Genomic DNA, 13,848 nt, shown 5'->3' with positions numbered 1-13,848 from the left:
AATTAGTGAAGCAACGAATACCTGAAGAATTGATCGAGGAAGTCCGGAATAAAAATGACATCGTGGATGTCATCAGCGACCATGTTCAGCTTAAAAAGCAAGGACGCCATTATTTAGGTTTATGCCCATTTCACGGTGAAAACACACCTTCGTTTTCTGTCTCGCCCGAAAGGCAGCTGTATCACTGCTTTGGTTGTGGAGCAGGCGGAAATGTCATTACGTTTGTGATGGAAATGGAAGGTGCAGATTTTATCCAGGCCGTTGAGAAACTGGCTGAACGTATTGACATGGCTCTTCCTGAACACGTGAAAGGTGTTTCAGGGAATGAAAGTGGAAAAAAGCATGAAAGTAAAATACTAGGTCACGAGCTTGCTGCCAAATTTTATCATCATTTATTAACAACGACAGAGCAAGGCAAGGCTGCCTATGATTACTTACTTGATAGAGGCTTTACCCAGGATATGATCAGTGCTTTTCAGATAGGCTACGCTCCTGATAATCCCGCGGCACTGAAAGCTCTCCTGGAAAAGAGAGGATTTCAGGAAAGTGAAATGGAAGAAGCTGGTCTGCTTTTACGCAAGGAAAGCAGCTGGGAATACATGGACCGCTTTAGAAACCGTGTGATGTTTCCCATCATGAACAATCAGGGTAGAGTCATTGCATTTGGGGGCAGAGCTCTTCAAGAAGGACAGCCGAAATATTTAAATAGTCCGGAAACTCCTATCTTCCATAAAAATGAAACCTTGTATGCTCTTCACAAGGCACGCCCAGCGATTCGAAAAGAAAACAAAGCGATACTTTTTGAAGGCTACGCAGATGTTATCTCAGCCTGGAATGCAGGTGTAAATAATGGTGTGGCTACACTGGGTACTGCGCTGTCTGCCCGTCAGGCTAAGATTATCCGGCGTAACGCCGAACAGGCAATTATATGTTATGACGGAGACAAAGCAGGACAGGAAGCTGCCTTGAGAAGCGCGGAGCTTCTTGAACAGGAAGGCTGCCAGGTACAGGTTGCTTTACTTCCTGAGGGCAGCGATCCAGATGATTTCATTAAGATCCATGGCAAAGATAAATTTGTTAATGAAATTATTAAAGCCCCCTTTACATTGATGAGCTTTAAAAATGCAAAAGCTTAAAAAAGAGAAAAACCTGCAACATGAAGGAGATAGACTTCAGTATATAGAAGAAATAGTAGGTGAAATAAGCAAAATATCTAAAGCTGTTGAAAGAGATCATTATTTGAGGCAGGTTGCCGATGAATTTGATCTTTCCTTAGAAGCTCTTAAGCAAGAACAACACAGGCTATTCAGAGCGAATAAACAAAAAAATAAAAATGCAGGTACAAGTTATTCAAGTGACTCTTCAAAACGGAGAGCCAGTCAGTACATGACGGAACAAAGACTCCGTCCTGCCTTTTTCAATGCGGAAAGAATCCTTCTTGCTCATATGCTTTCCAGTAAGGAAATTACAGATCAGGTAGCAGATGAACTAGGAGGAGAGTTTAATGTAGAGAATCACATCGCTCTGGCGGCACATTTATATGCCTTTTACGGAGCAGGCAGTGATGGGGACAGCTCCGATTTTATCCACAGCCTTACGGATGAAAGCTTAATGAAACTGGCGGCAGAGCTCTCAATGCTTGACATTAATCGAAACTTGACAGAAAATGAGTTGGCTGATTATATAAAACAGATTAAGAACTATCCAAAGTGGGTAGAAATAGAAGAAAAAGAAAAAGAAATGAAAGAGGCGGAGCGCAGGCATGATCTGCAACATGCCTTGCAATTGGCAAATGAACTGGTCGAAATGAAAAAAGCATTAAAAAGCAAGTAAGAGTGTCGATGTTTGTAGAAAGAAGCCAGTTCTTATTTCTGATAGTAACAATTTATTTTTTTATGCACGATAAAGAAGAGTATTCTTCTTTGATTATTTTTGTAGAGATAAATGGAAGGTAACTGACAAGTAGTGTTGTGCAGAATGGAAGGAGGGGATCGAATGGCTGAGAAACCAATACGCCCGTTGGCGGAAGGTGAAATGTCCATCGATCAAGTAAAAGAACAATTATTAGAAGCCGGGAAAAAAAGGGGAGTGCTTACGTACGCTGAAATTACTGAGAAGCTTGCCCCTTATGATCAAGACTCTGACCAAATGGATGAGTTTTTTGAATATCTGGGAGAGCAGGGTGTTGATATTCTCAACGAAGGAGAAGAAGTGCCAAGCATGGATCAAGTAGAAAAAGAAGAAGAGCTTGATCTAAACGATTTAAGCGTGCCTCCTGGAATTAAAATTAATGACCCTGTACGGATGTATCTAAAGGAAATTGGCCGCGTTCCTCTTTTGTCTGCAAAGGAGGAAATAGAGCTTGCCAAGCGAATTGAGGATGGGGATGAGGAAGCTAAACGCCGTTTGGCTGAGGCTAACCTCAGGCTCGTTGTATCCATTGCGAAACGTTATGTAGGACGCGGAATGCTGTTTCTTGATCTAATTCAAGAAGGAAATATGGGTCTTATAAAAGCTGTGGAAAAATTTGATTACAATAAAGGTTATAAATTCAGTACGTATGCTACCTGGTGGATACGTCAGGCTATAACTCGTGCCATAGCCGACCAGGCCCGTACCATTCGGATCCCTGTCCATATGGTTGAAACGATTAACAAGCTCATTCGTGTACAACGTCAGCTTCTTCAGGATTTAGGCCGAGAGCCAACACCGGAGGAGGTCTCAAAGGAAATGGACCTGACTCCTGATAAGGTTCGAGAGATTTTGAAAATAGCTCAAGAACCTGTTTCTTTAGAAACTCCGATTGGTGAAGAAGACGACTCCCATTTAGGGGACTTCATTGAAGACCAGGAAGCACTTGCTCCTTCCGACGCTGCAGCATATGAGCTGCTTAAAGAGCAATTGGAAGATGTCCTTGACACTTTAACGGATCGGGAAGAAAATGTTCTCCGGCTTCGGTTTGGCCTTGATGATGGCAGAACCAGAACGCTGGAGGAAGTAGGAAAAGTATTTGGCGTTACGCGAGAACGAATCCGTCAGATCGAAGCCAAAGCACTTCGTAAGCTTCGACACCCAAGCCGAAGCAAGCGTCTGAAGGATTTTCTTGAGTAAGACCTTTCTATTGCGGTTACCCTTATATAAGGGGTAGCCGTTTTTCATGTTCTTGTTTAAGTTCAAATTTTTGGAAGCTGTAATTGATATTTATTTTACTCAGTTTCTTCTACTATTGCAAATTTCATTTTCCGTTAAAGATGTAGGACAGACGCATATTACGTAAGGAATAAAGCAATAGTAGAAAATGTAATAAAAAAGAACAGGCGGGAATTGATTGCTGCCAAGAGGAAATATTGAACAGCAGGTGACAAAATAAGCAAAAGATTCTATTTTGCCTTTTCTAAAAAGGGTTTTTACAGTAAAATATACAAGGGATACGGTTACATAGTCCACGACATGTACAAAGTTGAAGGGAAAGGGGGAAATAAAGATGAAGAGAAGTCCGCTTATTCCGTTTTTTATAACAGCTGTAGTTGGAATCCTTTTAATGTTATCTCTATCTCTAGTTGGACTTGACCAGCAAGCTTCCATCGAAGATGAGGAGAATGGTGAAAATGGCGAAGAAGAAACAGAGATTGAAGATCCAATTGCTCATGGTGAAGAGCTCGTAAATTCAAACTGTATTTCTTGTCATGGTGACAATCTTGAAGGCGGTCAGGGGCCTGCCATTGATAATCTCGAAGGAGACTTTACTGTAGAAGAAATTGCTGATATTGCTGAAAATGGAATTGGATCCATGCCTGGTGGCTGGGCTGAAGGTGAAGATGCTGAAGCCATTGGCGAATACTTGCTTTCTATTTCAGAGTAACCAATAAAAAAGGAGGGGGAGCCCCTCCTTTTTATTATGCAAAGAAAGGACGACCTGAACATGAATAAGGACGTGTTGTCAAAGCGCCTGCAATTTATTGCCGATGAAGTGCAGGAGGGAGCAGTTCTGGCGGATGTAGGCACAGATCACGGATACTTACCTGTTTATTTGTGCAGTCAGGGTAAAATTAAAAAAGCGATTGCCGGAGATGTGAACGAGGGACCTTTAGAAGCAGCAAAAAATCAAATAGAAACCTCGTCTTGCGCGGGTTTTGTCATTCCACGCCTTGGGAGCGGGCTTTCTGTTATAAAAAAAGAAGACAACGTAGATACAATCGTGATTGCCGGAATGGGCGGCTCTCTTATCTCTGCAATCCTTGAGGAAGGAAAAGAAAAGTTACCTGGAGTAAAAAGGCTTATTCTTCAGCCGAACATCCACGCTCTATATGTCAGAGAGTGGCTTCTTAAAGAAGGCTGGGAAATTAAAAAAGAACATATTTTAGAAGAAGATAATAGAATTTATGAAATCATCGTTGCAGAATGTGGTGAATGGGAAAAGCCTTACCAAGACATAAACAAAGAGGCAGCTTTGCTCCTGGGACCTTTTTTATTAAAAGAAAGAAATGATGCTTTTATTAAAAAATGGAGCAGGGAATTAAATAATTGGAGAAGAGTTCTTCGGGAACTGGAGAAAGCTTCGGATGAAAACAGAATCACAGCCAGAAAGGAAGAAGTTGAAAGAAAAATTAAGCTTACAGAGGAGGTATTATCATGAAAAAAACGATCAATGGTCAAAATGTCATACAGAGCTTTGAGAGCTGGTCACCTAAGTCCTTAGCTGTCGAGGGAGATAAAATAGGCCTTATGATAGGAACACTGGATAAGCCGGTAAAAAAGGTAATGATCGCTTTAGATGTCTTAGAAGAAGTTATAGATGAAGCTGTGGAAAAGGAAGTTGATCTTATCATAGCTCATCATCCGCTGATCTTTAAACCTTAAAGCACATTAATACAAAAACAGGCCAAGGCCCGATCATTGAAAAATGTATTAAGCATGATATTGCTGTTTATGCTGCTCATACTAACCTTGATGTTGCTAAAGGCGGAGTAAACGATATGATGGCCGAAGCTCTTGGCCTTATAGATACGAAAGTGCTTGTGCTACTATGGAAGACAAACTGAAAAAACTGGTCGCCTTTGTTCCGGAGGATCATCTTGAAACAGTGAGACACGCTTTAGGGGACGCGGGCGCCGGCCATATTGGCGAGTATAGCCATTGCAGCTTCACCTCAGAGGGAACAGGCGCTTTTATGCCAGGAGATGAGGCGGATCCATATATTGGAGAGCAGGGGAAAATGGAATTTGTTTCAGAAAAACGAATTGAAACCATTCTAGCCGAATCACAAGTCAAAAAGGTTGTAAATGCTTTAATTAAAGCACATCCATATGAAGAACCGGCATATGATCTTTATCCTTCAGACATGGAGGGGGAAGTTCTTGGTCTTGGACGCATAGGTTCATTGGAGAATGAAATGACCCTTGGAGATTTTGCTTCTCATGTTAAGGATGCTTTTGATGTAAATACAGTAAGAGCAGTCGGGGAGAAAGACAGCAAGGTGAAAAAGGTGGCTATTTTAGGAGGAGATGGGAACAAATATTGGAGTCATGCAAAAAGAATGGGAGCTGATGTCTACGTAACAGGAGATTTATATTACCATGTAGCCCATGATGCCATGATGAGCGGTTTGAAAATGATTGATCCAGGCCATAATGTTGAAAAAGTGATGAAGGTCGGGGTTCAAAAGCGGTTGAAAGAACAAATGCAAAAGAAGGGTTATGAAGTTGAAGTGTTGGCTTCTGAGGTAAATACAGATCCATTTACCTTTATATAAAAAGGGTAATAGGAAAAAAGGAGGCTGCCCAGAATGGGGCAGCCCTCTTATTCCTTTACTTTTTAGCCTTTACTTTCGGAAGAATTTTGGTTCCCTGTACTTTCTTTTCAGTTACCCATGTTGATGGGTCATTTTTGTCGTATTGTTCGAGAAACCTGATAACTTCTTTTGTAATTGGTGTAGGAGTTGAAGCTCCTGAGGTAACACCCACAGTTTCTACACCTTCAAACCAATCCAGGTTAATTTCAGAAACATCTGCAATGCGGTATGCTTCCGTGCCCGCAATCTTCTTAGAAACCTGTGCCAGACGGTTGGAGTTATTGCTCTTCGGATCCCCAATTACAAGAAGCAAGTCTGCTTCTTTCGCTTGCTCAGCTACTGCTTCTTGCCTTACCTGAGTAGCCATGCAAATTTCATTGTGTATCTCAGCGTGGGGATACTTATCAAGTGTTTTATTCATAATATCAGAAACGTCCCATTGACTCATTGTGGTTTGGTTAGTCACGATAATTTTTTCAGAATCAAGGTTCAGATTTTCTACATCCTCCACCGATTCGACTAAGTGGACAATATCAGGAGCAACACCAATGGCACCTTCAGGCTCAGGATGTCCTTTTTTACCGACATACACAACCTGGTATCCTTCTTCTTTCTTTTCTCTAATCAGGTCATGGGTTCGTGTGACGTCAGGGCATGTTGCATCGACAGTAGTCAGTCCTTTTTTACGTGCAAGTTCCTTACTTCAGGGGATACACCGTGGGCTGTGAAAATTACAGTGCCTTTGTCAACTTTTTGAAGAATTTCTAAGCGATTAGGTCCGTCCAGAGAAATAATGCCATCTTCTTCAAAAGCATCAGTAACGTGCTTATTATGAACAATCATCCCAGAATATAGATGGGCCTTGGCAAATCCAGGTTATTAGCTGTTTGGCGTGCGAGAACCATTGCATCTACCACACCATAACAATATCCGCGGGGAGAAATTTTTAGTACTTTCATAACTGCCTCCTCTTAAAAAGAGTTATCCTTTTTAGACTAGGGTCATTATACTATTTGCATAATAAAAATGAAAGGATAGAGGCTGAAAGAAAGTTATAAGGAGAAAATTGTCTTTTTTCTTCTGTTCAGTCGTGGATTCTACCTGGTTATGGTGCGGCACAAAATTAAGGATCAGGCTAAAAACTTAAATATATAACTTAGGCCGGGGCACAGTAGACGAATAAGAAGAGGAGTCTTCTTTCTCTTCCCACTTTACCGGTATTTCTTGTGTCGTTGGTGTCACTGGGGAAGAAGTGGTTTCTTCCTTATCTATAGGCTCTGCTTCTTCGGATGGGTTTGCAGGAGGACTGCTGTTCATTACCTTCCAAATGGCAGGAAGCTGTCTGACAATCGGCCCGTACTGGCGGACCATCGGAGTTACAGTCTGCATCATACCTAACATCTTTTGGGCAGATTGAATCCAAGGCATGATCCCTCCGCCTTGAGCAGCTCCCATCATTGCGGGTCCCATCCCTCCACCGCCCATCATTCCTCCACCCATAGCTGGATTAAAGCCAAGACCAGAAAGCAATTTTCCAAAAGGAAGGGACCTTGCTGCTGGAGGTAAAAACCCTGCCATTGTATGAGGTGAAGTCACCGGGGAGGCAGGAAACGGCGAGGGAAAATAAAATGGTGACGGGTACATGATGAATTTCACCCTTTCAAGTTACAGATTACGTAGACAATTGCTGTGTTTAAAGATGGTTTATGATAAAATATGATGATGCCTACAGGAACGTGACATGACCTGGTTATAGTGAGAAATATAGGTATTGAAAAAGAAAGGCGGAAACAAAGTGAAAGCATTTGAACGATTTGGCTTACCCCCATTTCTTATACAAGCATTACAAAAACAAAAACATTCAAAAACCGACCGAAATACAAGAGAGGCTGATTCCTGCTATCAAAAATGGCAAGGATGTTATAGGGCAGTCGCAGACGGGGTCAGGAAAAACCCTTTCCTTTCTGCTTCCGCTTGTATCTGGAATTGATACAAAAAAAAATTACACTCAAGCTGTGATCACAGCTCCGACAAGAGAGCTTGCCGGCCAGCTGTACGATGAATTACTGAAGCTTCTTGGAGAAGACAAGGAGGATGAAATTACATCCAGGCTGGTGGTAGGCGGAACTGACCGACTTCGTACAATGAATAAATTGAAAAATCAGCCCATATCGTTATTGGTACACCAGGCGTCTTCATGATATGGTCAAAAGCCAGGCTCTGGATGTTCATAAAACAAAATTCTATGTTGTAGATGAAGCTGATCAAATGCTGGACATGGGTTTCATTGAACAGGTGGACCAGGTTGCTTCCAATATGCCAGAAGATTTACAGATGATGGTCTTTTCAGCTACTATTCCTGAAAAGCTTCAGCCATTTTTAAAAAAATATATGAGCCAGCCACGTCATGTGCACGTGAAGCCCGAGGAAGCCACTCCATCAAAAATCGATCATTATTTAGTGCCTCTCCGCCATCGGGACCGGACGGAATTAACAGTGAAGGTTGCAGCGTCGTTAAATCCTTATCTTGCCATCGTTTTTACGAATAAAAAAGAAGAAGCCGATGAAGTGTTTGCTGCGATGGTAGAAGAAGGCTGAATGTGGACTTGCTTCATGGGGGTATTGCCCCCCGTCAACGAAAACAAGTGATGAAGCGGGTGAATGATGCTTCCGTTCAGTATCTGGTTGCTACTGACTTAGCTGCCCGTGGAATCGATATTAAAGGGGTCACTCATGTCATCAATTATGCTCTTCCAAAGGAGCTTGAATTTTATGTCCACCGTGTTGGACGTTCAGCTAGAGCCGGTCATACTGGAGAAGCGTATACTCTTGTAGAAAAAAATGAGCAGGAGCCTCTGCAAAAGCTCGCTAAAAAGAGAATCTCATTTGAGTATAAAGATTTAAGACGGGGAGAATGGGTCTCTGTAGAAAATATGACTGTGACAAAGAAAAACCGGACAAGGTCAACAGCTTCACCGGCCGCCGGCATGAAACCGGCCACGGGCACAAAAAAACCGAAAAAGGTTAAGCCTGGATATAAGAAAAAAGCGAAGCAGCAATTTGCACAAGAGGCTAAACGACAAAGAAGAATTGAAACGAAGAGAAACAACAAAAAATAATACAGGTTTACAGTGAAACGGGAGAGATAACTATGCTTTTAGGATCACACGTGTCAATGAACGGGAAAAAGATGCTTTTAGGATCAAGTGAGGAAGCTGCATCCTATGGTGGAACGGCTATGATGATTTATACAGGAGCTCCTCAGAATACAAGAAGAAAACCAATAGAAGAACTTAATATTGAGGCTGGAGTAGCGCATATGGCTGAACACGGGGTAAACGAGGTAGTGGTGCATGCCCCATATATAATCAACATTGGGAATACATCAAAGCCTGAAACCTTTGAACTTGGCGTCAACTTTCTTCGTTCGGAAATAGAAAGGACGGAAGCGCTTGGGGCTACCCAGATTGTTCTTCATCCGGGTGCACATGTGGGAGCAGGAGCAGACAAAGGAATAAAGAAAATTATAGAGGGACTAAATGAAGTGATTGATCCCCAGAGTAAGGTACAAATTGCTTTGGAAACCATGGCAGGAAAAGGATCTGAATGCGGCCGATCTTTTGAGGAGCTGGCTCAGATTATTGACGGAGTTACTCATAATGAGAGATTGTCCATATGCTTTGATACATGCCACACTCATGATGCAGGTTATGACATTGTAAATGATTTCGATGGAGTCTTAGATGAGTTTGACCGATTGATCGGTATTGACCGGTTAAAAGTTCTTCACATCAACGACAGCAAAAATGAGTGCGGGGCAGCAAAGGACCGTCATGAAAACATAGGGTGCGGTTATATAGGATTTGAGGCGTTGAATTATATTGTTCATCACCCCTCCTTTACAGAGGTTCCTAAGATCCTTGAAACTCCTTATGTTGGAACAGATAAGAAAAATAAAAAACCACCTTACAAATTTGAAATCAATATGCTGAAGGAAAAAGCATTTAACGAAAATTTAAAAGACGAAGTATTTAACCAGTAAAGCGTATAACATCATCTTAAAGAAAAAAAGACCGGGACAAAACCCGGCAAAAGGGAAGAGCCCTCACCACGGTGAGAGCTCTTTTTTGTATTCTATTGGGTTGATTGTTCAAAGGTCCACTCGCATGCACCTAAAGGCACAAGTGCGACATCCGTTCAAGCTTTCTTCGGAAAAAGACTCCACAATTATTGGATATACTGAGCAAAAAGGGCTTCAAGCAGTTCTCCAGTTGCCGGTGAAACGTTGCTCTTTGCTTTATGAAGCACAGCATGAAGTGATTGCTTATCATTAAAATCCCATGGCTCTGTTTTTACAAGTGTCAGGAGCTTAACCGCTTCCTCTCTGCTTACTGTTACCCCATATTGCTGGCCGTAAGCCATAACATCCTGAGGTGTCATCTGAGCAATATGTTGTTTAACCACCTGCTGAAAAAAAGGATTCATTAAGAGCCTCCTATAGTTTCAATTCATAATAATATATGATATGCATGTTATCTTGAAGTGTCGCTCTTTTTAGTGCGGAGTTTATAAATTTTACCAAAAAGAGTAGGCAAGCACTCTGTCATTTAGTATAATCAAAAATAAGAGTAATAAAATGGAAAGAAATTGGCAGTGAAATATGATTGATTGGTTTCATTGAGGAGGGGGTAATATGTACCAATCATTATATACAGCGGAAATTGAGGGGTTTGAAGACGAATTCAAGGAAGTCTCTTCGGAGTGGCGTTTTGTATTAGCAAATGACGGTGAAGTGATATCGTTAAATGACGAGGCGGCAAGGTGGTTTCAACGGGGGACAAGCTTTTTTCTTCATTTAGACGAAGAAGAATGTAAGAAAGCAATTATTTTGTTGAAGTCAATTTTTCTTCAGGGAAAGATCTTTGAATTTAATTTAACACATCAATTCGACTCTCACATATTTACAGTTTCCTACAACGGAAAGTATAAGAACGGAAAGTTTTTTCTCTTAGGATCCTGCGTCATAATCCAAAGCCAGATACCCTCTATGGCATGTGGGATCAGGAAGTCCTTCCTCATTTCATCCATCCTTATGTTATTCTCGATCATGATTTAATGATTTCTAAACATAACAATGAATTTGCAAGCTTTTTAGGCATAGATAGTGTAGAAAAAAGGCTGTCAGCATACAAAGAAGATGAAAATCATCGTGCTTTTTATATCACTTCCTTTGCAGAAGAAGTTTTTCTGGAAAAAAAGCCTCTTGTAAAAGACTACAATAATGAATCTAAAGGGGATTATTTCAGGCTGAAAGGTATCTATCTGCCAGAAAGGTATAGTGTACTTATTTTCATCTATGATCAATCCTTTGAAAAGCGCTATAATCATTTGCTGCTTTTTCAAAATCAAATGGAATCTGTATCACATTTATCTGCTGGTGTAGCTCACGAGCTTCGCAATCCATTGTCAGTGATTAAAGGTTTTCTTCAGCTTTCTTCTTTAACCAACAGCTATGATAAATACTCGTCCACCATTTTATCTGAAGTAGACCGTATGAATGGCATCATTGAAAACTTTCTTTCCATGGCGCGCAGGAACATAAAAAAAGAGGTACAAAATCCTGCTAAACTCCTCCATAGTATAGCTGATATTATACACTCTGAGTGTTTAATGAAGGGAATAAACTTTACCTTTGATATTTATCAGGGAACAGAAGAAATTAAAGTGAATGATTCCTCTTTAAAGCAGGTAGCTTTAAACGCATTACGCAACGCTATGGAAGCCTTTACTCAAAAGAATAAGAATAATTGCTTCTCTTTAAAAAGTTTTGTTGAAAAGGGAGAATACTGGATAGTTATTAAAGATAACGGGGATGGCATTCCGAAGGACATCCTTAAAAAATTAGAGGCAGGGAAACCTTTCTTCACTACAAAAGATCAAGGGACAGGTATAGGTATTCCTCTTTGCAAAACAATCATGCAAGATCATAATGGAACATTTACCATCAAAAGTGATCCTGATTCTGGGACAAGTATTGTTCTAACATTTCCCTTAGTGAAAAATTACTGAGCTGTATTAAATATGTGACCAACAGGAAGGGCAAATGATGTTTGCAAAAACAAATCATTTGCCCTTATAATTTATGTAAATGGGTAAAAAGTTTCCTGAAGGAAACTTTTTATAGTTGAATAACACATTTTTGTAATGCTCGCATATAATAAAATACAAATAGAGGTATTCTTTTTTTTATCAGGAAAAGTTGGTCTTGCGCAAAAAAAGTTTACTCGGTAAAGTTATGACTTGATTGGGGGAGTGAACTCATGAGTGAAACAGTAAAAGTAGAAAACATCTCAGTATACTATGATCATCACCCTGCCATACAAAACATTTCCTTTTCATCTGAAAAAGGCATATTGACTGGCGTTATTGGTCCAAACGGAGCGGGGAAGTCCACATTGATGAAAGCATTGCTGGGATTGGAAAAAACAACCGGCGGAAAGATAGAAGTGTTAGGAGAGAAAGTAGAAAAAAGTCAGAAAAAAACTGGCTTATGTTCCCCAGAGAAGTGACATTGACTGGGACTTTCCTGTTCTGGTTGAAGATGTAGTATTAATGGGGCGATATGCCCATCTTCCGTGGTATAAAAAAATAGGAAAGAATGAAAAGAAAAAAGCGCGTGAGGCTCTTGAAAAAGTAGGGATGGAAAGTTACAGTAAACGCCAGATTGGCGAGCTTTCAGGTGGGCAACAGCAACGTGTGTTCATAGCGAGGGCATTAGTTCAGGATGCTGAAATTTTCTTCCTTGACGAGCCTTTTGTTGGAATTGATGTAAAATCTGAAGAAATTATTATTAATCTGTTGCGGAATTTAAAGGGGAATGGAAAAACAATTTTTGTTATTCATCATGATTTAAGTAAGGTAGAAAGTTATTTTGATAACCTGTTGTTGATCAATCAAAAACTTATTGCATATGGCCCTTCTCAGGAAGTGTATGATCCGGAAAGGCTCAGTGAAGCCTATAAAGGAAGCCTCCACTTATTCTCAGATGATAAAGTCATGGTGGTGGGGAATTGATGAACCAGGTTGCAAATTTCATTGATCAGCTCCTTCGTTATCCATATTTGCAGCAGGCTTTTATTGCTGCAGTGCTTGTAGGGATTATTTGCGGCATTATTGGCTGCTATATTATTTTGCGTGGAATGGCCTTGATGGGGGATGCCATCTCTCACGCTGTTCTACCTGGTGTGGTTATTGCTTATATGATAGGTGTAAGCTATTTTATTGGGGCTGTCATAACGGGAGTATTAACAGCCCTGGCTATAGGTTACGTATCTCAAAACAGTCGAATTAAAGATGATTCGGCAATAGGAATTATGTTTACCGCAGCTTTTGCTCTCGGGATTATTTAATTACCGGCCTAAGAGGTACAGGAGTGGATCTTTGGCATATTCTGTTTGGAAATGTGCTGGCCGTGTCAACAACTGACCTTTGGTTGATTTTTTCGATTGGAATTCTCATTTTCATTTTTGATTTTTGTTTTTTACAGACCTTTATTGTTAAGTACATTTGACCCTACCATGGCAAAAGCTACAGGACTAAATGTTAAGTATATTCACTATGGATTAATGCTTATGCTTTCTTTTGTCACAGTCGCATCCCTGCAGACGGTTGGGATTGTCCTTGTTGTCGCCATGCTGATTACTCCAGGAGCTACCGCCTACCTTCTTACAGACCGTTTTCAAATTATGCTGATCCTCTCCCGATTTGCGGTGCTTTAGCAGGAGTAGTCGGATTGTTTGTTTCTGTGGTATACGATGTAGCTTCAGGGGCTTCTATAGTGTTAGCTGCTACTGCCTTTTTCATGTTAGCCTTTCTCTTTTCTCCAAAGCAGGGCATAGTTATTAAGTTTTTCAGGGCCAGGCAGCACGCTTAAGTAAGTTATACATTTTTTGATTTTTATATGGCATAAGATTTACGAAAAAGCAGTTTCTTTCAAATGCTGTTGTGTTTCACCTCATTTCATTTTCGTAATTTTCTGCAGCGAAAAAAGGCCGCAA

The 13,848-nt window shown here is 40.7% G+C and carries 8 protein-coding genes and 6 pseudogenes; 11 read left to right on the top strand and 3 right to left on the bottom strand.

Annotated features, from left to right (window positions below):
- The first annotated feature begins 5 nt into the window (after positions 1 to 5).
- The 5 genes and pseudogenes from dnaG (at position 6) to JCM19033_RS04800 (ending at position 5,752) form a co-directional block, all read left to right on the top strand.
- A pseudogene (gene dnaG, locus JCM19033_RS04820) lies at positions 6 to 1,833 on the top strand (DNA primase).
- A gap of 162 nt (positions 1,834 to 1,995) precedes the next feature.
- On the top strand, positions 1,996 to 3,111 hold the full coding sequence (rpoD, locus tag JCM19033_RS04815; RefSeq protein ID WP_054635470.1) for an RNA polymerase sigma factor RpoD: 1,116 nt from the start codon (positions 1,996 to 1,998) through the stop codon (positions 3,109 to 3,111).
- Between the two features lie 373 nt (positions 3,112 to 3,484).
- Positions 3,485 to 3,862: a cytochrome c550 gene (gene cccA, locus JCM19033_RS04810; RefSeq protein WP_054635469.1), complete on the top strand. Its 378-nt coding sequence runs from the start codon at positions 3,485 to 3,487 to the stop codon at positions 3,860 to 3,862.
- Between the two features lie 60 nt (positions 3,863 to 3,922).
- Entirely contained in the window at positions 3,923 to 4,636 is a 714-nt protein-coding gene (locus JCM19033_RS04805) for a tRNA (adenine(22)-N(1))-methyltransferase TrmK (protein ID WP_054635629.1), read from the top strand.
- Positions 4,633 to 5,752, top strand: a pseudogene (locus JCM19033_RS04800) (Nif3-like dinuclear metal center hexameric protein). The gene JCM19033_RS04805 and the pseudogene JCM19033_RS04800 overlap by 4 nt, the downstream one beginning before the upstream one ends.
- Before the next feature lie 55 nt (positions 5,753 to 5,807).
- Here the strand turns inward: JCM19033_RS04800 and JCM19033_RS04795 are convergent.
- A pseudogene (locus JCM19033_RS04795) lies at positions 5,808 to 6,750 on the bottom strand (4-hydroxy-3-methylbut-2-enyl diphosphate reductase).
- 184 nt (positions 6,751 to 6,934) lie between these two features.
- Positions 6,935 to 7,369: a VrrA/YqfQ family protein gene (gene vrrA / locus JCM19033_RS04790; protein ID WP_198153407.1), complete on the bottom strand. Its 435-nt coding sequence runs from the start codon at positions 7,367 to 7,369 to the stop codon at positions 6,935 to 6,937.
- A gap of 217 nt (positions 7,370 to 7,586) precedes the next feature.
- Between vrrA and JCM19033_RS04785 the strand changes: the two are divergent.
- Together JCM19033_RS04785 and JCM19033_RS04780 are read left to right on the top strand one after the other, a co-directional pair.
- A pseudogene (locus JCM19033_RS04785) lies at positions 7,587 to 8,910 on the top strand (DEAD/DEAH box helicase).
- Positions 8,911 to 8,942: 32 nt separating this feature from the next.
- Positions 8,943 to 9,833, top strand: coding sequence for a deoxyribonuclease IV (locus JCM19033_RS04780; protein WP_054635467.1), 891 nt, complete (start codon positions 8,943 to 8,945; stop codon positions 9,831 to 9,833).
- A gap of 185 nt (positions 9,834 to 10,018) precedes the next feature.
- Here the strand turns inward: JCM19033_RS04780 and JCM19033_RS04775 are convergent, their stop codons facing one another.
- On the bottom strand, positions 10,019 to 10,276 hold the full coding sequence (locus JCM19033_RS04775) for a DUF2624 family protein (protein WP_054635466.1): 258 nt from the start codon (positions 10,274 to 10,276) through the stop codon (positions 10,019 to 10,021).
- A 208-nt stretch (positions 10,277 to 10,484) separates the two neighbouring features.
- Here JCM19033_RS04775 and JCM19033_RS04770 point away from each other — a divergent pair, with 208 nt between their 5' ends.
- The 4 genes and pseudogenes from JCM19033_RS04770 to JCM19033_RS04755 all read left to right on the top strand — a co-directional run bounded on the left by JCM19033_RS04770 (position 10,485) and on the right by JCM19033_RS04755 (position 13,724).
- Positions 10,485 to 10,907 (top strand): hypothetical protein, encoded by a 423-nt coding sequence (locus JCM19033_RS04770; protein ID WP_054635465.1) that lies wholly within the window; start codon positions 10,485 to 10,487, stop codon positions 10,905 to 10,907.
- The gene (locus JCM19033_RS04765) at positions 10,844 to 11,860 is read left to right on the top strand and encodes a nitrogen regulation protein NR(II) (RefSeq protein ID WP_083465267.1); all 1,017 of its coding nucleotides are present in this window, start codon (positions 10,844 to 10,846) and stop codon (positions 11,858 to 11,860) included. Before JCM19033_RS04770 ends, JCM19033_RS04765 begins: the two co-directional genes overlap by 64 nt.
- A gap of 251 nt (positions 11,861 to 12,111) precedes the next feature.
- Positions 12,112 to 12,865: pseudogene (locus JCM19033_RS04760) on the top strand (metal ABC transporter ATP-binding protein).
- A pseudogene (locus tag JCM19033_RS04755) lies at positions 12,865 to 13,724 on the top strand (metal ABC transporter permease). The pseudogenes JCM19033_RS04760 and JCM19033_RS04755 overlap by 1 nt, the downstream one beginning before the upstream one ends.
- Positions 13,725 to 13,848: the final 124 nt, after the last annotated feature.

This window comes from Thalassobacillus sp. C254 (assembly GCF_001310615.1).
The sequence above is the reverse complement of the archived record's forward strand: the minus strand, read 5'-3'. Positions and strand labels throughout refer to the sequence as shown.